At 39.5% G+C, this 23,629-nt stretch carries 14 protein-coding genes and 2 pseudogenes; 11 read left to right on the top strand and 5 right to left on the bottom strand.

Features of this window, described 5'->3' with window-relative positions:
• Positions 1 to 15: 15 nt before the first annotated feature.
• The gene (locus tag ACED20_RS16375; RefSeq protein WP_294232505.1) at positions 16 to 1,401 is read left to right on the top strand and encodes an NADH-quinone oxidoreductase subunit N; all 1,386 of its coding nucleotides are present in this window, start codon (positions 16 to 18) and stop codon (positions 1,399 to 1,401) included.
• A 256-nt stretch (positions 1,402 to 1,657) separates the two neighbouring features.
• Entirely contained in the window at positions 1,658 to 3,961 is a 2,304-nt protein-coding gene (locus tag ACED20_RS16370) for a GAF domain-containing protein (RefSeq protein ID WP_378105782.1), read from the top strand.
• Between the two features lie 577 nt (positions 3,962 to 4,538).
• Here the strand turns inward: ACED20_RS16370 and ACED20_RS16365 are convergent.
• Positions 4,539 to 5,705, bottom strand: coding sequence for a Pycsar system effector family protein (locus ACED20_RS16365; RefSeq protein WP_378105779.1), 1,167 nt, complete (start codon positions 5,703 to 5,705; stop codon positions 4,539 to 4,541).
• Positions 5,706 to 5,743: 38 nt separating this feature from the next.
• Between ACED20_RS16365 and ACED20_RS16360 the strand changes: the two genes are divergently transcribed.
• The gene (locus ACED20_RS16360) at positions 5,744 to 9,448 is read left to right on the top strand and encodes a metallophosphoesterase (protein WP_378105777.1); all 3,705 of its coding nucleotides are present in this window, start codon (positions 5,744 to 5,746) and stop codon (positions 9,446 to 9,448) included.
• 2,095 nt (positions 9,449 to 11,543) lie between these two features.
• Here the strand turns inward: ACED20_RS16360 and ACED20_RS16355 are convergent.
• From ACED20_RS16355 to mazG, 3 genes are read right to left on the bottom strand one after another with little or no spacing between them, the layout of a single operon-like run.
• Complete coding sequence (locus tag ACED20_RS16355; RefSeq protein ID WP_378105774.1) at positions 11,544 to 12,416, bottom strand: hypothetical protein; 873 nt, start codon at positions 12,414 to 12,416, stop codon at positions 11,544 to 11,546.
• 2 nt (positions 12,417 to 12,418) lie between these two features.
• The gene (locus ACED20_RS16350; RefSeq protein WP_378105771.1) at positions 12,419 to 13,498 is read right to left on the bottom strand and encodes an FUSC family protein; all 1,080 of its coding nucleotides are present in this window, start codon (positions 13,496 to 13,498) and stop codon (positions 12,419 to 12,421) included.
• Positions 13,499 to 14,266 (bottom strand): nucleoside triphosphate pyrophosphohydrolase, encoded by a 768-nt coding sequence (mazG, locus tag ACED20_RS16345; protein ID WP_294226466.1) that lies wholly within the window; start codon positions 14,264 to 14,266, stop codon positions 13,499 to 13,501. It lies immediately after the preceding gene.
• Positions 14,267 to 14,965: 699 nt separating this feature from the next.
• Between mazG and ACED20_RS16340 the strand changes: the two genes are divergently transcribed.
• The 3 genes from ACED20_RS16340 (at position 14,966) to ACED20_RS16330 (ending at position 17,326) form a co-directional block, all read left to right on the top strand.
• On the top strand, positions 14,966 to 16,402 hold the full coding sequence (locus tag ACED20_RS16340; RefSeq protein WP_378105769.1) for a hypothetical protein: 1,437 nt from the start codon (positions 14,966 to 14,968) through the stop codon (positions 16,400 to 16,402).
• A 78-nt stretch (positions 16,403 to 16,480) separates the two neighbouring features.
• A complete protein-coding gene (locus tag ACED20_RS16335) occupies positions 16,481 to 16,999 on the top strand; it encodes a hypothetical protein (protein ID WP_294232515.1) in 519 nt (172 codons plus the stop codon).
• A gap of 33 nt (positions 17,000 to 17,032) precedes the next feature.
• Entirely contained in the window at positions 17,033 to 17,326 is a 294-nt protein-coding gene (locus ACED20_RS16330) for a hypothetical protein (RefSeq protein WP_294333490.1), read from the top strand.
• 293 nt (positions 17,327 to 17,619) lie between these two features.
• Here ACED20_RS16330 and ACED20_RS16325 read toward each other — a convergent pair whose 3' ends face one another.
• On the bottom strand, positions 17,620 to 18,147 hold the full coding sequence (locus ACED20_RS16325; protein ID WP_378105766.1) for a hypothetical protein: 528 nt from the start codon (positions 18,145 to 18,147) through the stop codon (positions 17,620 to 17,622).
• Positions 18,148 to 18,825: 678 nt separating this feature from the next.
• Here ACED20_RS16325 and ACED20_RS16320 point away from each other — a divergent pair.
• The 5 genes and pseudogenes from ACED20_RS16320 to ACED20_RS16300 all read left to right on the top strand — a co-directional run bounded on the left by ACED20_RS16320 (position 18,826) and on the right by ACED20_RS16300 (position 23,523).
• On the top strand, positions 18,826 to 19,050 hold the full coding sequence (locus ACED20_RS16320; RefSeq protein ID WP_345767225.1) for a helix-turn-helix transcriptional regulator: 225 nt from the start codon (positions 18,826 to 18,828) through the stop codon (positions 19,048 to 19,050).
• 435 nt (positions 19,051 to 19,485) lie between these two features.
• Positions 19,486 to 20,262 (top strand): putative phage abortive infection protein, encoded by a 777-nt coding sequence (locus ACED20_RS16315; protein ID WP_345767224.1) that lies wholly within the window; start codon positions 19,486 to 19,488, stop codon positions 20,260 to 20,262.
• 42 nt (positions 20,263 to 20,304) lie between these two features.
• Positions 20,305 to 20,652, top strand: a complete 348-nt coding sequence (locus ACED20_RS16310; protein WP_345767223.1) for a helix-turn-helix transcriptional regulator — start codon at positions 20,305 to 20,307, stop codon at positions 20,650 to 20,652.
• 219 nt (positions 20,653 to 20,871) lie between these two features.
• Positions 20,872 to 22,199: pseudogene (gene nhaA / locus ACED20_RS16305) on the top strand (Na+/H+ antiporter NhaA).
• Positions 22,196 to 23,523, top strand: a pseudogene (locus tag ACED20_RS16300) (DUF389 domain-containing protein). Before nhaA ends, ACED20_RS16300 begins: the two co-directional pseudogenes overlap by 4 nt.
• Positions 23,524 to 23,629: the final 106 nt, after the last annotated feature.

The raw sequence follows: 23,629 nt of genomic DNA, 5'->3' as shown, positions 1-23,629 counted from the left end.
TTGATATTTTAAGAAATGAGTGTTTTAATTATTGTTTTCCTAACGGCAGTTGTTGCGTTATTTTCAGGAGTTTTTGAACAAGGGAAATTCGCAAGATACATTGGGATTTTGGGATTAATCATCGCATTATGGGTAAGTTTCATGCCGGAACTTTCGTTCTTCGGACAGTACAGGCATATGTATGACTACACAGAAAATACTGCGCTTTTTACTAAAATATCAATCGTAACCACTTTATTACTGTTCTTTCTGGGAGGTTTTGCATTCAGCAACCACAGAAGCCACCAGTCGGAACTGTACGCTTTGATGCTTTTTGCCCTTTGTGGAGGGATCATCCTTTTCGGATACCAGAATATGGTCACGCTGTTCTTAGGCGTTGAGATCCTTTCAATTCCTCTGTATGTAATGGCAGGAGCGAATAAAACAGATTTAAGGTCTAATGAAGCTTCGATCAAATATTTCCTGATGGGTGCGTTTGCCACAGGTTTCTTACTGTTTGGTATTGCATTTATTTATGGAAGTGTGGGAAGTTTCGATTTATATAAAATCCAGGATTTCGGAGTTTCGAATCCTAAAGATGTGATGTTTATTCTTGGGGTGTTGCTTATTCTTTGTGCCCTTGCATTTAAAGTAGCATTGGCACCTTTCCACATGTGGAGCCCGGATGTGTATTACGGAGCACCTTCACTGATCACAGCCTTTATGGCAAGTGTTGTGAAGATCTCAGGATTCTTTGCCCTGTTCAGACTGATGACCATCGGATTTGGAGGGGTTACAGCAGAATGGATCAACGTTTTCGGAGTATTCCTGATCATCACTTTACTATTGGCGAATGTAATGGGTCTTGCCCAGACCAACGCCAAAAGAATGCTGGCTTATTCTTCCGTTTCCCATGCAGGATATATCGGATTGGTATTTTTCGGAATGACCAGTCTTTCCACGTATAATTTAGCATTTTATTTATTTGCATATGCTTTATCTACCGTAGGGGTTTTCATGTGCCTGATCTATGTAGAAAAACTGAAGAGAGAAACTTCTTTCGGCGCTTTTAAAGGATTGGCGAAAACGGAGCCTTTACTGGCAACGGCAGCAGCGATCTCCATGCTTTCTATGGCGGGGATTCCTTTGACGGCTGGATTTATGGGGAAATTTGCTTTATTCTCCCAGGCAATGAATTCTAAGCACGGCGTATTCCTTGTATTGGTCGCGGTATTGGGGTCTGCCCTTTCTATTGCTTATTATTTAAGACTGATCATTTCCATGTTCTTCTTTAAAGAAAGCACATTCAAATCTTCAGAAAAAGTAACGGTTACTTACAATATAGTTGGCGTATTCGTTATCGCTTCAGTAGTTGTTTTGGGCGTTTTCCCTGACTTATTTGCAAAACTCTTCGGATTGTAAAAAATATTTATAAATCATTATAAAAAGCACAGCCTGAGGTTGTGCTTTTTTGTATGGCGTATTGGAAAATAATTCTTTACTATTTCGATTTGTCAGCTATTTTAAAAAATCCACAATTTATAATACGCAGGGAAGAGACGCTTACTTATTAAATCTTTTATCCTGTTTTTTTCTTCTAGGTTAAAATTACCATTACGATACCCTGATCTTCCATATCAATCATGGTTTTTTCATACCTTTACTCTAAATTTCAGCTTTGTCGGACTTCTATAAAAAAGATACTCCTTTTCAGGTGTATATCTCATTTAAAAAATATTTGGATGTACTGGAACATATCCGGTACAACGATCGTCTGGAGTACCGCGTTAATTATGCTGAATCGCTGATTGAAAAGACAAAAAATTTCCGGGAACTGAGGGATGGCTTTCAGGACATTTCCCTGCTGGAAAAAAGTGAAGACCTTATCCGCCTTCTGCTCGCAGACCTCTTTCCTACCGGACTTACCCATAATGAAATAAAAGCAGCCGGTATCCCGCTGTCCAATGTTACATTTAATTATACCGAACGGTTCAAATCGATACTGAAAGACGCCGGAAAAGATTTTGAAATCGAGCTGAGGAATATTGATGATGATGAGTTTTATGTTTTCTGCTGCTGCCTGATCCTCCAGGCCTATTTTAAAAGAGACATTAAAAGCACGCTCCCGTTGTACTATGATATTCCCAACAGACTGGGTATCATGAAGCATTATAAAATATCAGTAAATGTCGATTTTACAGAAGTATATCCTACGGAAGATGCACGGATCCCCTCGGAGGAAGTCATCGATATGCTGTTGGAAAACCTCGACGATTACAGGCTCTGGAAAAAATATTTCCCCTCAAAATCCTGGGTTCTGAAAGGTTTTTCCATTATTTCCCTTGTCGACTGCACCTCTGAGGTTGCCCTGTCAGATCTTAAATCCAGCATGATCCGGATTGATCCGGAAAATATAAAGCCGGATGAAAATCTGACAGAAATCTTCAAATCATATTTTGATGTTGCACAACTCAGCTTCGGGCTCATGCTTTTTAACGGAAAAGACCAGCGGCTGGAAAAGCTCCCGATCTATGAAAATGTATTCACCAATTATATTCTGGATTTCTGGATCAATACATTTGATTCGGAAACCAGAAAGAAAACATTTACCAACTTAAACCATAATTCGAAGCCCATCGTGGTTTCCAATATCGAAAATCTGGACCACGAGATCAAGTCTCTTCCTTCATTCAGTATTTTAAGAGACAACGAAATCAACAGTTTTATGGTCATTCCTATCATGAAGGACAACGAACTGATTGCCATCATGGAGTTTACTTCCCCTATTCCAAACAGTTTCAACGGACTTAAGCTTAAAAAAATTGAATTTTTCACGGATATGATCCTGTTTTCCCTTAACCGTTTCAGCTTTGAAAAAAATTATCAGATCGAAGCCATCATCCAGCGGGAATATACCACCATCCACGACAGTGTGGTCTGGAAATTCAGGAATGAAGCCGAGAAATATTTCAATGCTTCATTGGGAAAAAAAATATATTCGCTAAAACAGATTTCCTTTAAAAATTTAACTCCGCTCTTCGGCTTTTCAGACATCCGCTCTTCTTCCGAGAAACGGTACCAGCTGATGCTGGAGGATCTCAACAGGCAGATTGACGCTCTCCGGGAAATTTTCTCAATGATTAATTCAGATTCCGAAAAATACATATTGGCACTGGATATTTTTGAGAATGAGCTGGACCACGAAATAAAGGCAGATACCGAACAGCGTTTTCAAAGGCTGCTAAGGGATGAGATCCACCCTTTTTTGCAGGGCAGGCTCGAGGTAAAATCCTCCAGTGAAGTAAAGGCAAAAATTAAAGATTATTTTTCTCTTATTTTTATGCAAAGCGGGCTTTTCTACAACAACAGAAAAAGCCTGGATGATTCCATTACCTTGGTGAACCGGAAACTGGCAGATGTGCTGGACGAAGCACAGATCACGGCCCAGCAGATCTTTCCGCATTATTATGAAAGATTTAAATCCGACGGCATCGAACATAATTTATATATCGGACAGAATATTGCTCCCGGATTACATTACCACTCCAAAGTGGTCCATAAACTGAGGTACTGGCAGCTGAAAACCATCTGTAATATGGAGCTGGAATTCCGCAACTTCAGGAAAGACCTTCCGGTTGATCTTGAGATTGCCTCCCTGATTTTTGTATATAATGAAAAAATTGATATCCGTTTCAGGATGGATGAAAAGCGCTTCGATGTAGACGGAGCCTATAATTCTTATTATGAGATCATTAAAAAGCGGCTGGACAAAGCCCATGTAAAAGACTCCGGCGAACGCATTACCTGCCCCGGAAAAATCACCGTTGTTTATTTCGGAATGGAAAACCAGCGGGAATACCTCGACTACATCGGCAGGCTGCAGAAAAAAGGGATTCTTCAGAGTGACATTGAGTTTTTAAAAGTCGAAGACCTGCAGGGCATCACGGGACTTCTGGCTTTAAGGGTTTCCTTGGTGCAATGAAAAGTAAGTGGGAATCAATCTATCAAGGATCTCAAGGATTTTCACAGATAGATGATCACGCTTTAATTTTAACACATAAGTCACAGAGAGAATTTTAATCGTTTGAAAATATTTTAGAACACATCAGATAAAAAATCAAAGATTTTTAAAAACTTTTGAGCGATTTTATCAGTACGCATCATTAAACTTCTTTATACAGCATTAATATCTTTTGTGACTTTTGTAGTGAAATTTTCTCTTACCGATTAGATCAACCACCCCGTCAAAAATTCTTTGAATTTTCGCCACCCCTCCACGGGAGGAAATTTTGATCCTTATGATATTTAATATTTTGTATTCAATTTACTCTTCTTATGTCTTAATGGCTTAGCACGTTCCGAAATCCACCTGCTTTATAACCTATCACATAAAAATCAAAGATTTTTAAAAACTTATGTGCTCTGAAATGTTTTCAAAGCTTTCATTTTATATCTTCTATTTCTAATGTGTTTAAAAAGCTTTTGTGTCTTTTGTGGTAAAATTCTCCCACGACTCACTTTGCTTTCTCTTGACTATCGGACATTAGCTTTTCTGGATTCTACAGGCTCAGGAAAGCATATCCGAAAGAAAGCACGGAAATAATAATCCCGGCCATAAAGATCTGATACGTTATTGAAAGCAGCCTGTACTTCCGGTCCAGCACTTTACCCAGGTAATACAGATCCTTTACCATAGAATCATAGATATAATCCCGGTCTTTGATCAGGATATTCATCGCCGAATGGTAGTCATCAAACATCATCCGGTTAAAGTTTCCGAAAAACAAAAGATTGACCTTCCGGTCGGCAACATCCTGGGCGGTAAATCTTACCTTGGTTACGTTCGGTTTAGTCGATAAAATGGCAAAAACGATCGTCAATACACTTGATACCAGAAGGATAAAACTCGGGATAATCAGGTGCGAATTTTTAGGTGCATCAAGTTTCGGAACCAATACGGAAAGGCAGACCGAAATGATAATTGCATTCACCGAAAGGAGGATATTCGCCTTGCTGTCGGCAATATCGCTCAGCCGGGTATGATTTCCCAACGTTACCCTGAATAAGGTGTCTACGCTTCGGTCGGATTTCGGCTCTTTCTCTTTTTTACTTTCGGAAGATTCTTTCATGCCGTCATCCTTCTCAAGCTTTTTCTCGATCTTCTTAATGTTCTTTTCCTTCAGGGGCTGCCAATGCTGCTTTGCATAATCGGTGTAGAAACGATGCCTGTTTTTCAGCATATCGAGGTTGCCGGCATTCCACTCATCGTTGGAATAGCACCTTACGTTCGTCAGTTCCCACTCTTTTCGCAACGCATCGGAAATCTCATTGTAATCGCGGCTTGCAAAATGGCTGTAATCGGCATCCTTTACGATTTTTTCCAGGAGGTTCTGGGGTTCATACATAATCTTGGTGGCCAGGATCAGCTGCGATACCTCATCGACGTATTCTTCAGGATACCTTTCATTTTGCAGAAAATCTTTTGCAATTTTTACCCCGGCTTCTTCATGATCTTTGGCACATTCTATGTACCCGGTATCATGAAACCACATGGCCAGCAGTACTTTTTCCCGATCTTTTTCAGAAACGCCTGTATTGTTAAGGATCTCCTCCGCTTTGTTTACCGTGAAAGTAGTATGTATGAAATTATGATAAAAATATACCGAAGATAGTTTATCTTTGAATAGGCTTTCCACATAATCTTTGGCCTTGTGTAAAATATTCATCACCGAGATTTTATTAATGTAAATTTATGAATTTATACTTGAAAACGCATCTAAAAAATACTTCCGTTGCTTTCAGGCTTTTTCTGTCTGCCGGCGTTCTGTATTCATGCGCAACATATAACGTAAAAAAAGGCAAAAACTTATCCGAGGTAAGCCGTTCCGAAACCCTGTCCGGAAACGATTTCAAGCTTTTCCTGGTCGGTGATGCGGGAAATGCGGATGAGCCACAGGGGCAACGGACTCTGGATATGCTGAAAAGCCAGTTGGAAACCGCAGACAGCAACTCGATGCTGATTTTCCTGGGAGATAACATTTATCCGAAAGGAATGCCCGACAAATCCGATAAAAACTACGAAACGGCCAAAAAGAAACTGGAAGACCAGCTGGCCATCGTGAAAAACTTCAAAGGTAGAGCACTCGTTATCCCCGGAAACCACGACTGGTACAGCGGACTTGAAGGCCTCAAAGCACAGGAAGATTTCGTAAAAGACTATTTAAACGATAAAAAAGCTTTTCTTCCTAAAAACTCCTGCCCGATTGACGACATCAGCCTCACCAAAGATATTAAACTGATTGTCATCGATTCCGAATGGGCCTTGCTGAACTGGGACAAATACCCGGGTATCAATAAAAACTGTGACATCAAAACCCGCGAAGACCTGTTTGTTGAATTTAAAGATCTAATCAATAAAAACCAGGATAAAAGGATCATCGTAGCGATGCATCATCCTTTGATCAGCACCGGAACCCATGCCGGATTTACTTCTGCCCGATCCAACCTTTATCCTTTAAAAAGCAGGATTCCGGTGCCCGGTGTGGCAAGTCTTATTAATATCTTGAGAAGTTCTTCCGGAGCCAGTCCGGAGGACATTACCAACCAGCATTACGCAGATCTTGCCGGCCGTATCCGAAGCATTGTTCAGGATAAGGAAAACATCATTTTTGTTTCCGGGCACGACCACAACCTGCAGTATCATAAAAACAGGAACATCCGGCAGATCGTCAGTGGTGCCGGTTCCAAAGTAGAACCTGCTTCCATTCGTGAAGACAGTGATTTTTCTTACGGAGGAAGCGGTTTTGCCGTATTAAATCTCCGGAAAGACCAAAGTTCCGATGTGGAATATTTTTCCACAAAAGACAATTCCCCGGAAAGCCTTTCCCACATTCAGGTAATAGCTCAGCCGAAAGAATTTGTAAATAACTTTCCTGATTCTTTTCCATCAACCGTTTCATCTACTATTTACCCTGAAAAATTAACCCGGAAAGGAAAGTTCTATACCTGGCTTTGGGGTGAGCATTACCGGAAATATTACGGTATGCCGGTAGAAGCACCGACTGCCGATATTTCAATGCTTGACGGCGGTTATACCCCGTTCCGTGAAGGAGGCGGGAACCAGTCGAACAGCCTGAGGCTGAAAGCAAAGGACGGGCAGGAATTCGTGATGCGGGGCGTAAAGAAAAGTGCCGTGCGTTTCCTTAACAATATGGCTTTCCGGAAAAGTACTTTCGGAAATGAGCTGGACAATACCTTCCCGGAAAAGTTCCTTCTGGATTTTTACACGACCAACCATCCTTTTACCCCGTTTGCCGTGGGAAATATGGCAGATAAGATCGGGCTTTACCACAGCAATCCCAGACTATTCTATATTCCAAAGCAAAAAACCCTGGGTGAATATAATACGCATTTCGGGGATGAAATGTATATGATCGAGGAGCGTTTTTCATCAGATCCGAAAACCCTGGCTTCGCTGGACGGCGCAGAGGATATCGTTTCTACAGACGACGTGCTGAAAAATTTTAATAAAAGCTATAAATATACCGTCGATCAGGAAACCTACATTCGGGCACGGATTTTCGATATGTTGATCGGCGACTGGGACCGGCATGCCGACCAGTGGAAATGGGCGGAATACAAAAATGGTGATAAGGTGATCTACAAGCCGATTCCGAGAGACCGGGATCAGGCTTTCAGCAAATATGATGGTGCAGCCTTCAAAATCATCATGAATATTCCGGCCATCCGCCACATGAAAACGTTTAAGGATGATCTTAAAAATGTGAAATGGTTTTCCATGGAGCCTTATCCGCTGGATCTGGTGTTCCTGAAAGGGGCTACGGAAGCAGACTGGAAAGCCCAGGCGAAATATATACAGGAACATCTTACGGATCAGGATATCGACGAAGCCTTCAGGAATCTGCCGAAAGAAGTACAGGATGAAACCCTTGCCGATATTCAGCGGAAATTAAAATCAAGAAAAGCAAAACTCGGGATCTATGCATCCCAGTATTATGACGTACTCCAGAAAAAAGTACCGCTGGCAGGAACCGTTCATCCCGATAAATTTTTGATTACAAAAAACGGCAATACGGTTAATGTCAAACAATACAAACTCAATAAAAAACAGGAAAATCCCGAACTGGTTTTTGAAAAGACTTACGACGATTCCAAAACGAGAGAGCTCTGGATCTACGGTCTTGAAGATGATGATGTTTACGAAGTTTCAGGCGAAGGAAAACCGAAGATCAACATCCGCCTGATCGGAGGCTATAATCATGACACCTATAACGTGGCCGATGGACGCCGGGTTAAGATCTACGATTTCAAATCCCAGAAAAATACTTACCATACAAAAGGTACTTCAGAACATATTTCGGATGATTACAATGTTAATACATACGATTACAAACATCCGAAGTACAATTTCTTTGCAGGCTATCCTAATGCGAATTTCAATCCGGATGACGGAATTATTTTAGGTGTAGTTGCCAATTATACCGTGAATAATTTCATCCGTGATCCGTTTACCCAGAAACATACCCTAAGGGCCAATATATATACCGCAACGGGCGGATTTAATCTCGGCTATAAAGGCGTCTTTAAAAAAGCCATCGGAGGCTGGGACGCCGGCATCGACGCTTCATACACCACTCCGTTTTTTGCAAGAACGTTCTTTGGGCTGGGCAATGAAACCGTGTATGATGAGGAAGCGGTAGAAAGGGATTATAACCGGGTTCGTATTTCGCAGTTCAAATTGGCACCTTCCGTTTCAACTACGAGCTGGCACGGACTGAAACACCAGTTTCAACTGAGCTTCGAACAGGCAAAAGTGCAGCGGAACGACGACCGTTTCATCGCCGTTTCATCAGATGTAAATCCTGAAGTATTTAAAGGGCAGCAATTTGCAGGAGCCAATTATACCTTCGGCTTCAGAAACCTTGACAACACGGCTTTCCCAACCCTCGGACTGGAGCTGGCCCTGAATGCAGGGTGGAAAGCAAATTTATCGGAATTCAACCAGAACTTCGCTTCATTCCAGGGAACGCTGAATATCTTTCACCGGATCGATAAGCGCGGAAAATTCGTATTGGCCAATTCTGCCAATGCCATGATCATCAACAATAATAATTTTGAATTTTACCAGGCTGCCGCCATCGGAGGAAACAATAAGATGCGGGCCTACCGGAACGAAAGGTTTGCCGGAAAATCCTATGTCGTGAACAACACGGAAATCCGTTGGGATTTCGGACGTATTAAAAACAGTATTGCCCCGGCAAATATGGGCGTGCTGATCGGCTATGATCTCGGAAGGGTGTGGATGGACCGTGAATCCTCAGCCAAATGGCATCAGGGCGTAGGTGCCGGATTCTGGCTAAATATCGTGGAAATGTTTTCTGCAAGAATAGATTATTTTACCGGAGAAGACGGAGGTAGAATTTCGGGCGGTGTGGGACTTGCATTCTAATGTATTAGCAATCAGCAATTAGCAATTAGCAATTAGCAATTAGCAATTAGCAATTAGCAATTAGCAATTAGCAATTAGCAATTAGCAATTAGCAATTAGCAATTAGCAATTAGCAATTAGCAATTAGCAATTAGCAATTAGCAATTAGCAATTAGCAATTAGCAATTAGCAATTAGCAATTAGCAATTAGCAATTAGCAATTAGCAATTAGCAATTAGCAATTAGCAATTAGCAATTAGCAATTAGCAATTAGCAATTAGCAATTAGCAATTAGCAATTAGCAATTAGCAATTAGCAATTAGCAATTAGCAATTAGCAATTAGCAATTAGCAATTAGCAATTAGCAATTAGCAATTAGCAATTAGCAATTAGCAATTAGCAATTAGCAATTAGCAATTAGCAATTAGCAATTAGCAATTAGCAATTAGCAATTAGCAATTAGCAATTAGCAATTAGCAATTAGCAATTAGCAATTAGCAATTAGCAATTAGCAATTAGCAATTAGCAATTAGCAATTAGCAATTAGCAATTAGCAATTAGCAATTAGCAATTAGCAATTAGCAATTAGCAATTAGCAATTAGCAATTAGCAATTAGCAATTAGCAATTAGCAATTAGCAATTAGCAATTAGCAATTAGCAATTAGCAATTAGCAATTAGCAATTAGCAATTAGCAATTAGCAATTAGCAATTAGCAATTAGCAATTAGCAATTAGCAAAATTAAAATTTATGGCAAGGTTCAAAAAATGACTTTGCCATTTTTTTACGTTAAAAACTTTCAAAAAAATCTGCGCGATCTGCAAAGTATGCGTGAGATTTATTTAACGCAAAGTTTTTACTTCCTGGATAAATATTCCAAGGCAGCAAAGAAGAAATCAGCAAACTGATTGATGAAGGTTACGTGTGCTTCGCGCAGCAGACTTGTCTGCCTTTGCCACCTAAAATCAGCGATATCAAACATCAATCTTTGCGTTGAAAACTCTCAAAAAAATCTGCGCAATCTGCAAAGTATGCGTGAGATTTATTTAACGTAAAGTTTTTACTTCCTGGATAAATATTCCAAGGCAGCAAAAAAGAAATCAGCAAACTGATTGCTGAAGGTTACGTGTGCTTCGCGCAGCAGACTTGTTTGCCTTTGCCACCTAAAATCAGCGATATCAAGCATCAATCTTTGCGTTGAAAACTCTCAAAAAAATCTGCGCAATCTGCAAAGTATGCGTGAGATTTATTTAACTTAAAGTTTTTACTTCCTGGATCAATATTCCAAGGCAGCAAAGAGGAATCAGCAAACTGATTGATGAAGGGGGCGGCCGCTCCGCAAAGCAGGCTTGTTTGCCTTTGCCGCCTAAAATCAGCGATATCAAACATCAATCTTTGCGTTGAAAACTCTCAAAAAAATCTGCGCAATCTGCAAAGTATGCGTGAGATTTATTTAACGTAAAGTTTTTACTTCCTGGATAAATATTCCAAGGCAGCAAAGAGGAATCAGCAAACTGATTGATGAAGGGGTCGGCCGCTCCGCAAAGCAGGCTTGTTTGCCTTTGCCTCCTAAAATCAGCGATATCAAACATCAATCTTTGCGTTGAAAACTCTCAAAAAAATCTGCGCAATCTGCAAAGTATGCGTGAGATTTATTTAACTTAAAGTTTTTACTTCCTGGATAAATATTCCAAGGCAGCAAAGAGGAATCAGCAAACTGATTGATGAAGGGGGCGGCCGCTCCGCAAAGCAGGCTTGTTTGCCTTTGCCTCCTAAAATCAGCGATATCAAACATCAATTTTTGCGTTGAAAATCTTCAACAAAATCTGCGCGATCTGCAAAGTATGCGTGAGATTTATTTAACGCAAAGTTTTTATCTTTAAGGATGAATTTTCCAAGGCAACAAAGAAGAAATACAGCAAGCTGATTGATGAAGGTTACGTCTGCTTCACCCAGCAGACTTGTCTGCCTTTACCACCTAAAATCAGCGATATCAAACATCAATCTTTGCGTTGAAAACTCTCAAAAAAATCTACGCAATCTGCAAAATCTGCTTGATGTATTTTTTCTTTGCATCTCAAAATCCTGTAGCCAAAACGATGAGTCGGATCTGATTTTACTTCAGATTAAACCTATATACCTTTCCACCCGTTTTTTTGTCTTTTTCATCGGCGATCATTAAAGTATGGTCATCAAAAAAGGCAACGGATTCTTTTTGGGAATTATGGTTCAGGGAAACGGTACGGATTTTTGTTTTGCTGAAATCATCAGGACTAAAACCGGTCAGCACCTGGATGTTTTTGTGGTTTAATAAAACGATCTGGTTTTTGGTACTGTTGATAGCGGCGGAAGTAATGGCGGCATCGCTGTATCCGCCTTTCAGCTTCAGTCGCCTTATTAATTTTGCTTCAAAATCCCCTTCCTGGTTCGGAACTTTAAAAACAAGAAACGTCCCATCGAAACCTTTGCTCCGGTTTTTGGTAAACAGGTAAAAATTTCCGTTCATCTCTACAAAAGCTTCACAGTCGTACAGCAGGTTGGATTTTTTGGGTGGAAATTCAGTTTGTCCTTCGTAATAGAATTTTGTTTCCTGTATTACCTTCGTGGACTTTTGGGAATCATTTTTAAGGTCAATTTTTAAAATCGATAAATTTCGTCTGTCATTGTCATTGTTCCCGAAGTCACCGATATAAAGATTTCCCTGCGGATCTGCCGTGATATCTTCCCAGTCGTGGTTTTCTGCATTCTCCACCAAAACGTCCGCTGTTGGGTCACCCTGCAGATTCAGACCGTAGACCATATTCTTGTTTCCCTGGTCCTCAATGGTCCAGATGGTCTTTTTATCCGGAGATAAAGCCATACCGGAAACTTCCTTCAGTTTTTTCGGCAGAGAGAATTCCACTTTTAATTTATCGGTGGCAGACGAATCCTGAGCTTTCGGGTTACAGCTCCAAAGAAGAAATGCAGAAACAATAACGACGCGCAACATATTTATTTTTTTAATTTTTTAAACTGGAAATAAGAGAACCTGATATTCTTCTCTAAGTTATTAATAATCCGCTGATGATGGAGAAAAAATCCTGCCGCAAGACCGAGCAGGCTTCCGATAATGGTATCGATCAGACGGGCCTGCATCAGGATTTCGACGTTGTGATGGGCATCACTTGCCGTTTCCGCCAGCAGGATCGTCAGCGGTGTAATAAAGATAACGGCCAGACCATAGTTCCGAACTACCAAAAATTCAATGATAAACTGCAATACCGTAATGGTAATGATCATGGTTATTTTATCGGGATTGAATAAGAGCATGAGCCATACCAGACCGATTCCTATAAAAGTCCCAAGGATCCGGTGCATATTCCGCTGCCGGACGTGTTCAAAGTTTCGCCCCTGGATAATGGCAACGGTGGCAATCGAAATCCAGTAGGTATTTTTAAACGCTAGAAGATGGCCGATGATCAGGGTCATGGCCATAAAAAATCCGATGATCGTGCTTTCGACGAATTTGGTATACCTTCTTTTATTGAAAGTTCTTCTCGGGACCGTCACCATTTCGCTTTTTTCAACAAAGACCGAGTACAGGAAGGCCAGTGAGCATGACAAAACAGCGCCCATGGCCACAAGTCCGACCCTTGCAGGGATCAGTTCCGGGTCAAGCGGATACGTGCCTGCCATCGCCGCAACCATGATAAAGAAAAAATTGCCGGGGGGCGGAATTTTAAAATAGGATGAAATAAAATGCGCCAGAAAAGAAATAATGGCGACCGCCAAAGAAGCAAAATAGATATTAAACCCGAAAAATGAACTCACCGCAAAGGAAAATATGATCCCTACTGCACAAACCGCCAGGTGGATCATCCGCTGAGCCATCGGGGCCGAAGTGAAATACAGGATCGTTAATGCTCCTAAACTCGCGAGTGCCCCGTAATTGGGCTTACCGGTAAAATAGCCAATAAACAGACAGCTGCCGATGCACAGTGCGGCGAGAAAGGGAAAATGCCATTTCCTTTCCGTTTCCTTGATTTCCAGCAGGTACTGAAACCGGTGATGCAAGGGATTTCTTACTTTCATTTACTGCAGGCGTTTGGCTTTTTCCCAGAGGACATCCATTTCTTCCAGAGACAGGTCGGCGAGGTTAATCCCCTGCTCCGAAGCCAGCTGTTCCATTTTCTGAAATCTGGAAATGAATTTAAGATTGGTGCGCTCCAATGCCGAATCCGGATTGATTCCTGAAATCCGTGCATAGTTGATCAGTGAGAAAAACACATCCCCAAATTCCTGTTCTTTTTTATTGGGGTCTGTTTCTGCATGAAACTCCTGTATTTCTTCATCTACCTTTTTCCAGGCATCTTCCGCATCGTGAAACTCGAATCCGATCCCTTTTACCTTATCCTGGATCCGGTAGGCTTTTACCATACTCGGCAGGCTTTTGGGAACGCCGCCCAGGATGGATTTGTTGCCTTCTTTCAGCTTCAGCTTTTCCCAGTTCTGCTTTACTTCTTCCTCATCCTTCACTTCGGTATCTCCGTAAATGTGGGGATGGCGGAAGATCAGCTTTTCATTTAGGGAATTGATGACATCGGCGATATCAAAGCTTTCTTTTTCAGAACCGATTTTAGCGTAGAACACCAGGTGCAGCAAAACATCACCGAGTTCTTTTTTTATTTCCTGAAGGTCATTCTGCAGAATCGCATCCGAGAGCTCATAGGTTTCTTCCAGGGTAAGATGGCGAAGGGATTCCAATGTCTGTTTTTGATCCCACGGGCATTTTGCGCGCAGATCGTCCATAATATCCAGTAATCTTCCGAAAGCTTCCAGCTTTTCCTGTTTGGTATTCATAGTTTGAAAATTCAAAGTCATACAAATTTAAGGTAAATATTCTGTTATGCTCTTTTGTCCCGAAACAAAAAGAACGAAAAGATCAAACTAAAAAAGTACCCTTAAATTGCCATGAAGTATTCTGATCATGGAAGTTTCCAACGCAGGTAAAAAATCTGCTGTCTAAGGAAACAAAATTCATTTTACAAAAAAACATCTATGATAATCAACAATTTATATTACTTTCAATTATTTTAACGAAGAAAATAGTGAATCTGGTTTCTTCAGACTATCCTTTTTTTATCCTTTTTTCTCGGAATCCTGTTCCAAAACTATACTTATTTTTTTGTGGTATCAGACTTATAATTCATTCATTTGCGTAAAAATATTTTACCTGAATGATCATCTTAGATTCAAAGTTTTGGAGAGCGGTACGCATATGTTTAAAAAACAAAATCCCTCTGAAATTACAAGATATCAAATCTGTTATGGACACCATACATTGAACTGTACAACCTAAGCCTGCATGATAAGAAGATTCTGAAAACACGAAGCAGCCTGCAGAAATTAAATAAGAATAATTGAGCCGATATTCTCCCATCAATAAGCCTTTTATTTTTCATCAATACCCTAAAACAATCAACAGCCAGGCTTAGGTTTTTCATGACAGGCAAGAGAAAATAGAAATGTAGAAATTTTTAAACAAGATAAAATTAGAACATGAATAGAAAATTACACGTAATGGGAATATTTTTATTCTCCATTTCATGGGCAAATGCTCAGGTCGGCATCAACACCCAATCTCCTACAGCTGCCTTACACGTGGTAAGCAAAGGAAATGCGGCTACCACCCAAGCCCTGAAAGTGCATAATTCTGACGGAACCAATCTTCTGACGATTAATGATGACGGTACGGTTACCGGGTCTGCCGCTTCCAATCTCGGCGGAACGGGCAGCGGAACAAACGGTAAAAATGCACTGGTAAAGACCACCCCCGAAGCAGCCGGAGCCAATTGCAGCACCGGAGGGATCAAAATAGAAAGCGGGCTGGATAACAACAACAACGGGACTTTAGAAGTTTCGGAAATTACCGATACCAAATATGTCTGCAACGGAGCAGCGGGAGCAGATGGAAAATCCGTTTTAAACGGAACGGTAAACCCATCATCTTCAACAGGAAATAATGGCGATTTTTACGTTAACACGGCTACGAATTTCTTATTCGGTCCAAAAGCGGGAGGCAACTGGCCGGCAGGGGTTTCTCTTGTAGGTCCTGCAGGAGCCAACGGTGCTACAGGACCGGCGGGTATCGGATATGGAGGAACCTCCGCTTCTGCGAAAACGATCAGCTTAGGCAGTAAAACGTTTGCAGTACAAGCAGGGCTGGCATACATCCCCGGCCAGCGCATCCGTTTTGTGGATCCCACCAATGCTGCCAATTTCCTGGAAGGAATGATTACGTCTTACAGCTCAACAAGCATGGTGGTGAACATCGACAATAACGGTGGTTCAGGTACGATAGCAAATTGGAACCTTACCGTAGGCGGAAACTTAGGATCGGCAGGAGTTGGCGTACCGACAGGAGGAACAACCGGGCAGGTATTGGCAAAAGTGGATGGAACCAACTACAATACACAGTGGGTGACGCCAAGTGGGGGAGCAAGCGTTTATCCAAATATTGAATTAGATATTAGAAACAATGCTTCTCAATCTATTACGACTTTAGGAAACGGAACTTCTTCAAATTTGATTACTTTCTCTGGTAGTAATTCAGCAAATGCCTCTTTAACAGGAGGAAATACATGGAACGGAACAACCTTTACGGTAGGTTCAAACAGTGCTGGATGGTATCAAATAAATGTACAAATAATTGGAACACAAACTGATGGAGTAAGCTCAAGTAATATTGGAATACCTTTTTATATGGATTTAAATAATACTGTTGGAAGTACAATGTCTAGCGCTATATTATATCGTTCAAATTATTCTTCAAACACTAATGCTTCTCATTTAAAAAACAACAATACGATAACCACTTTATTGTATTTATCCGCTGGTAATACATTGAGTTTTTATGGTTTTAGTGCGAGTAATACAGTAGCAGGTAATACAAGCAATAATGGCAGCACGTACTTGAATATTGTGAGGATTAAATAAAAAAATTGAAATAAAAAACGAGGCGAAATCCTGAAAAGCCTATAATTAAAAGAGTAAAAATTCATAAAATATTGTTATATGTTAGAAATTAATACCCTGCTTTTTCATATTACCAGAAATGAAAATGCAAATTTAATTGAAGTTGGTGGAATACAACTTCAGGTTGGAAATGTAAATGCATATGGAAGAGGTTTCTACACGGTAGAAAACTTAGCAAATGTATTTCAGTGGAATCATGCAGATAATGCTGAAGACTTTTTGAATAATTATTCAGTTATTTTTAGTAGAGTAACTATAGAGACAGAAATTGATCTTGTAGCTCCGGTATTAGCTATTGATGGACCTTATGGACCGGGTGTCCTTCCATTAAGAAGAGGCGGTGATTTAGTATGGAGAAATTTCAATGGTACTATCCAAGGATCCCAAGCTCAAAACATAGAAGTTATAGGAAACCTAACTGTAAATACAATTAATAATATAGCAAATAATTTTTTAATACCTCAACCTATTAATGTTAATGGTTTAATTTTAAATAATATTGATCTAAATGCAATTCAAATTATAGCAAATATTAATGCTGTAATAGAAGATTTATAGAATAAATCTAATTTGCAATTTAAATTATAAGTTATGGGAGCAATAAGAGGTTTTATAAATAAAAATGATCAAGCAGACTCTTTAGTTAAAGAGCAAAATGCACATTTAGATTCTTTATCAGAAATGGCTAATATTAAAGTAAATTTATTTAAAGAAATAATAAACGATCGATTAATTAATGCAGGAACCGGTACAGATAAAACTGTGCCGATTACACAAATTCAAGATTTTATTTCGAATCTCAATACACTGAAATCATATGGTTTTCATTTTTGTCGGGATTACAAACAAACCGTTGAATACTATGTTATTACTAATTGCGGATAAGTACTCAGACCTATATAGTTTACATTAAAACTATCTCAATATTTTATTTAAAATATTTATTTTCAATTATTTAAACTTTTTATAATATAAACTAATTGAGGCCAGATACTTAAAGTATGAGATCAATAAATTATACTAAAAACGGGCCATGGCTGGCTCGTTTTTGCTTTTGCAATAATTATCCAGTTTGTCAATCCAAGACAATTTCAAAAGAAATACCCAATTAACTACAATGTTTATGACGGAAACATTCTCAAATAACACTCATTCAGTTTTATAGTAAAAATCTAAGGTCACTTTTTCATAGAAGCCCTTTCCACGATCAGCCACGCGGCATCAAGCATTTTTGTGAGTTGGAGAAACGGAATAATGATCCTGTCCTCCGCTGTACACACGGAATTCCCCAATGAGAAATACACCATTGCCGATAGAAACCCATCGAATTCTTCCCTACTACACGTCCTGAAAGCGTTTCGGAAGACCAGAACCGGATCCCGGTATTCTTCCTCCGGAGGGGAACCCGCCATTGTTTTGGAAAAGCGGGCTTTCGAAAGAATCCTGAACCTTCCTTTCTTTTCTTCTTTCCCGATCAGACGGCAGACGCGGAGCAGCGAACGCAACGCCTGGTACAGGTGGAAAACTTCAGCTGGGTCTTTCGTGATCCGGACATTCTTCTGTACCGAACACTGCATCATCATGCTGAGGGTTTCCTTTACTTCCGCCTGGCTGTTGAACTGGAAGAAGGTTTCCAGCAAACCCACCGCGGAATGTTTTCGGGTGCCGGACCAGAACCGGGCTTTAAAATCTTTTTTCTTTTTCATCACTCTGTTTTTCAGATTAAAAGGAGTACAGAACCCCAAAGGAATTTCCTGTGTGGTGCCGTGAATGTATTTGCCTGCTAAACACTTCGAGAGGAAGCATCACGTAGCCGGACCGTTGGCAGGGCAGATGATTATCGCTCTCGTAAAAACGGCTGCTGCTCTGCTGCTGAATGCAGGCTGTCTACTTTTTAAATTCCTTTCGTGACGAAAATAATTTGGAAAATTGATAGAAAGCCAGTACTTTTAAGGGATGAGTTTAAGCGTACTTCGGCTTTCCTTTTAGGCTTAAAGGAATTTCGGAGGGCGGCGGTTTTGGGTGCGGCTATACCCCGCCTTCCTGCACTTGCGGGCAGTTTCGGTATAGCGCTGTATCGGCTATTGCTGCACAGCTCCGGTCAGGCCGGTGGACCAGTAAGCAGCAGGGTGGAAATATTCTTTTTCATCATTTGGGTCTTAGGAGAGCTTGTCCCTGAAACCTGTACAAAAACCACCCTTTTGCCGACAGAAAAGTGATGTACTTTTCCAACAACCATTTCACGGGTTCCCCGATGAAAATTGTTGTGCCGGCTCGGAATGCGTCTTTTTAACGGGTCTTCAGAGGCTGTTATTGATTCGCTGATACAAATATAGTAACAATTTTTAATTGTGGCAATAAAACCACAATATTTTTTTTAAAGTATGGATGATAAATTTGCGACAATCTATAAAACAATCGGTGAAAATCTGAGAAATAAGCGAAAAGAAAATAATCTATCTCAACAACAATTGGCAGATTTAGCGGGTAAAATGGACCGTTCGAAAATCAGTGATATTGAAAATGGTAAGGAGGATTTTTTATTTTCTACTTTGTTGAAAATTTGTGGTGCGTTGGATATGGATATTGAACATTTATTTAAAAGCTGAAAAATTATTAGTTAGGTTCAAAGCAAGTCCATAACTTACGCTATGTTTTAAAAAATTCTTGAGTATTGTCAGGAATTTTTAATTGGGACATTATAAACGTATTACTGACATACATAATTTGAGATAACTTTCAAAGTGACACATTGCATTAATTAATATAATTTTATAGGGAGTGTCTGCTACTAATTATAAAATTCATTATCAATTGCACCGACAATATTTCTTCTTTTACCAGAAAAAGTTTCATTGATTCATTTTTAATTTTATACTGTGTATTTTACGAATCCTTTAGATAGTGATTACAGAAAATCTTCATTCAATATTGCAAATTTGTTTAATGGTAATTTCAAAAAAATATTGAAACCAAACAATAAAAACATCCGTATTTTTACGGAAAAAATATAAGAAAAAGTTATATTAATTTTGTAAAAAAATATGCAAAAAAATAATATTAAATTCTTGTTGATTGGACTTTGCTCAATATTTTTTATGATTATTGTTCTGTGGTTTAACTATCTATATGCTGTTAAATTGGGAAAAGACTATCAAGGAATATTTGGTGATATGTTTGGCGCTTCAAATGCTTTATTTACAGGATTGTCTTTTACCGGTTTAATTATTACAATTCTTTTACAAAGACAAGAGATAAAAGATACTAAAAATGAAGTTCGAAAACAAGCTAAAATAATTTCTATACAACAATTCGAAAACACATTTTTTACTTTAATATCATGCCATCATCAAATTATTGGAGATCTTAAATCTGATAGCTATTCTTTAAAAAATGGTGAGAAAAATTATATTTACTTTGAAGGTAGAAAGGTTTTTAAAAGTTTAGTTGAAACTATTTTTATCAATATAGAAAATGATGTAAATACTTTCAATACTAAATTTGCAAAATTACACGAAGGATTAGGTGATAGATATTTACATTATGTAAGAAATCTTTTTCAAATTATTAAGATAGTTGATGAATATAAATTTAATGATGATGAAAATATTAATACAAAAGAAAAGAAAAAATACATTGGAATAATCTGGCAACAATTGTCGGATAATGAAATTATCTTGATATTTTACAGTTGCGCTTATGAAAAAGAAAATCATGAATATAAAAATTTGATTGAAAAATATGCGCTTATGAAGAATTTAACAGAAATTTTTCTTCATGATGAAATTAAAAGTTTTTACTCCAAAAGTGCATTTAAATAATTTTTAATACACAAATATATAGGTGTAATATTTTTTGAAAATATGGACAAAACTTTCGTATTTGAAACAACTCAATTTGATTATGACTTTATCAATCATATCAAAAAGTTAAGAATGGAAAAAGGATTATCTCAGGAAAAATTAAGCCTGAAAATGGGTTTAGCACGAAGTTTTGTCGGTAATGTTGAAAACATAAAAGAAAACCATAAATACTCCACGCGCCACATTGCACTGCTGGCAAAAGCTTTCGGCTACAAAAATATTTCCGAACTGATGAACTTCCCTACTCCTGAATATGATCGGATTAAAGTTACCGTGAAGCAGGTTTATAATGAGAGTGGGACGAAGGTGATGGAGAGTGAGGTGGTGGGGATTGAGGGGATTAGGTGAATTAATAGCTAGTTTTTAATGTAAAATATTAAGCTATTATTTTAGTTATAAAACTTCTATTATTTAAGAATATTCTGCAATGTATGAATATTTAATTTTAAACTAAAATATGATTGCCTATTCACTCTATAAAGGACCAGCTGATAAAAAAACGTCATTTGACTATTTCCCTTTTTCTGACAAGAATCCTTGAATTTACACTGCAAATAATCTATATTTATGAATTACAACGACCCCCAAAAGCCTATTGATAAAATTGTAAAGCCTGTCCAGCGTTTCATCCAGCAGGAGAAATCGGGTGGGCTGCTTTTGGGAATCAGTGTCATTGTGGCCCTGCTATTAGCGAATACACCACTTTCCATACTTACCACGAAATCCTTGAGCAGTCATTCGGCTTCCGGTGGAACAATACTATCTATTTTGAGTACAACATCCACCATTGGATTAACGACGGGCTAATGTCGATCTTTTTTTTCGTGGTTGGGCTTGAGCTCAAGCGGGAAATCATCGGCGGTGAACTGTCCAATCTAAAAAAGGCTCTGCTCCCCATTATTGCAGCGGTGGGAGGAATGCTGATGCCTGCCCTCATTTACCTTCTGTTCAATCCTTCCGGTGAACCGCATAAAGGCTGGGGAATCCCGATGGCAACCGATATTGCTTTTGCACTGGGCGTTCTGTATTTGCTGGGAAACCGGATTCCGCTGGCGCTGAAAGTATTTCTTACCGCTCTGGCCATTGTAGATGATCTGGGAGCCGTATTGATTATTGCCTTCTTCTATACTGCCGAAATCAATATGATCTACCTGATGGCCGGCCTCATTATTCTGGCTGTGATATATCTGGGCAACAGGCTCGGAGTACGCTCCATCCTGTTTTATGCGCTGTTTGGAATCTGCGGTGTCTGGGCAGCTTTCCTGCTTTCGGGAGTTCATGCCACTATTGCAGCGGTGCTGGCTGCCTTTACCATCCCTGCCGATGTAAAGATCCCGGAAAATGTATTTATTTCCAAGATACAGGTGTATCTCGACCGGTTCAAGAATATTGACCCTACGGAAAATACACCAACTTTAACCAATGAACAGCTTCATGTTCTGGAACAGATAAATGAATCAACCCTTGCTGCTACACCGCCTTTACAAAGGCTGGAACATGCCATGCATCCGGCCGTATCGTTCCTTATAATTCCTGTTTTTGCCATTGCCAATGCAGGTATATCTTTGGATATCGATTTCGACAGTCTCTTCAACAATAATATTGCGCTGGGTACTGCATTTGGCCTTATCGGCGGTAAAGTGCTGGGCGTCGTAGGCTTCAGCTATGCTTTTATCCGGCTGAAGATAGCCGATGCCCCGGAAGGAATGAATTTCAGAAACCTGCTGGGGCTGGGTTTCCTGGCCTCCATCGGCTTTACAATGTCCCTGTTCATTACCTCTCTTGCCTTTTCGCATGAAGAATACCACACCCAGGCAAAAATCGGCATTTTTGCAGCTTCAATAACCGGCGGAATCATCGGATATATTATTCTTAATAAAAAAACACAACCATGATAAATAGTATTTTTAATTTTATCAACCTCCACAATGGAGAAGAACAAAAAGATAAAGTTCTCGAAAATGTAATCTCTAATATTTCTTTCCGCGGTTCCAATCTGTGGATTCTGGCCTGTGCGATCATTATTGCTTCCATCGGCCTGAACGTAAATTCTACGGCTGTCATCATCGGTGCCATGCTTATTTCCCCGCTGATGGGCCCGATCGTAGGAGCTGGATTTGCTTTGGGAACTTATAATTTTCCGCTACTGAAGAAATCGGTTAAAAGCCTTTTGATAGCAACTTTCGTAAGTCTTGCCGTATCAGCGGTTTACTTTTATATCAGTCCTTTCAAAGATGTGCAATCGGAACTCTTGTCGAGAACCTCTCCCAATATTTACGATGTACTTATTGCCTTTTTCGGCGGCCTGGTGGGCGTAATTGCCATCACGAGAGTGGAGAAAGGAAATCCGATTCCTGGAGTAGCCATCGCTACGGCCCTGATGCCCCCTCTGTGTACGGCAGGTTTCGGACTGGCAACATCCAATTTTTCATTTTTTTTCGGTGCCTTTACCTTTATACCATCAATTGTTTTTTCATCTGCATCGCGACTTTTTTTGTTGTGAAATTCCTGAAATATCCTTCCTCGATTATTGACAATAAATATGAAAAGCGAATCCGTTACGGGATTTCGGTCCTTATTCTGGTCATTATTGTCCCAAGCTTTTACCTCGCCTATAATCTTTTTAATGAAAAGAAATTTACCAAGACTGCTGAACAGTTTATTCAGAAGGAATTTGAAAACAATGGGTATACCGTCATCTATAAAAAAATAGCATACAATGCCAATCCGAAAACCATTGATATAGCCTTCTTAAATAAGACTTTCAATAAGGAACAGATTGCTTCATATAATAAAATGCTGGCCGATAATGGCCTGGTCAACACCAAGCTGAACATCCGCCAGGACGACACCGATATCAAATCCCAGATCTTAAATGAAATTAATAAGTTCGATACCAATGTTTCAGAAAAGGATGTTACCATCTCAAACCTGCGCCGGCAACTCGATACCTACAGGATTTCAGATTCATCATTCCTGAAAGAAATAAAAATTCTTTATCCTGAAATGCGTAATATCTCTTATGGCAAAACAGAAGAATACCCTGAAACAGACAGTGCCCGGCTACAGTTTACCTTTATGTATTCCGGAAATAATATTGACGGCATTAAACTTAAAAGCTGGCTTCATGAACGCCTTAAAGAAAAATACGTCACACTGGTAAATATTGCGGATAATAATGCAATTCCCGCCAGTACGCAGACGAATAAAAAGAAATAAAGATTTAAGAATATCTTCGAAAAAAGCAGGTTTCACATAAATGAAGCCTGTCTGTATTTGCGACTGAAAAACAATATTCCATTTTCAGCTATCATACTAATCCAAC

It is taken from the genome of Chryseobacterium sp. sg2396 (genome assembly GCF_042610505.1).
In the GTDB taxonomy this organism is placed as follows: Bacteria; Bacteroidota; Bacteroidia; order Flavobacteriales; family Weeksellaceae; genus Chryseobacterium.
The sequence above is the reverse complement of the archived record's forward strand: the minus strand, read 5'-3'. Positions and strand labels throughout refer to the sequence as shown.

Coding starts and splice junctions, on each gene's coding strand:
- ACED20_RS16320 (WP_345767225.1), top strand. CDS start 18,826: ATGGATGATAAATTTGCGACAATCTATAAAACAATCGGTGAAAATCTG.
- ACED20_RS16315 (WP_345767224.1), top strand. CDS start 19,486: ATGCAAAAAAATAATATTAAATTCTTGTTGATTGGACTTTGCTCAATA.
- ACED20_RS16365 (WP_378105779.1), bottom strand. CDS start 5,705: ATGAATATTTTACACAAGGCCAAAGATTATGTGGAAAGCCTATTCAAA.
- ACED20_RS16340 (WP_378105769.1), top strand. CDS start 14,966: ATGAATAGAAAATTACACGTAATGGGAATATTTTTATTCTCCATTTCA.
- ACED20_RS16325 (WP_378105766.1), bottom strand. CDS start 18,147: ATGAAAAAGAAAAAAGATTTTAAAGCCCGGTTCTGGTCCGGCACCCGA.
- mazG (WP_294226466.1), bottom strand. CDS start 14,266: ATGAATACCAAACAGGAAAAGCTGGAAGCTTTCGGAAGATTACTGGAT.
- ACED20_RS16375 (WP_294232505.1), top strand. CDS start 16: ATGAGTGTTTTAATTATTGTTTTCCTAACGGCAGTTGTTGCGTTATTT.
- ACED20_RS16355 (WP_378105774.1), bottom strand. CDS start 12,416: ATGTTGCGCGTCGTTATTGTTTCTGCATTTCTTCTTTGGAGCTGTAAC.
- ACED20_RS16335 (WP_294232515.1), top strand. CDS start 16,481: ATGTTAGAAATTAATACCCTGCTTTTTCATATTACCAGAAATGAAAAT.
- ACED20_RS16350 (WP_378105771.1), bottom strand. CDS start 13,498: ATGAAAGTAAGAAATCCCTTGCATCACCGGTTTCAGTACCTGCTGGAA.
- ACED20_RS16310 (WP_345767223.1), top strand. CDS start 20,305: ATGGACAAAACTTTCGTATTTGAAACAACTCAATTTGATTATGACTTT.
- ACED20_RS16330 (WP_294333490.1), top strand. CDS start 17,033: ATGGGAGCAATAAGAGGTTTTATAAATAAAAATGATCAAGCAGACTCT.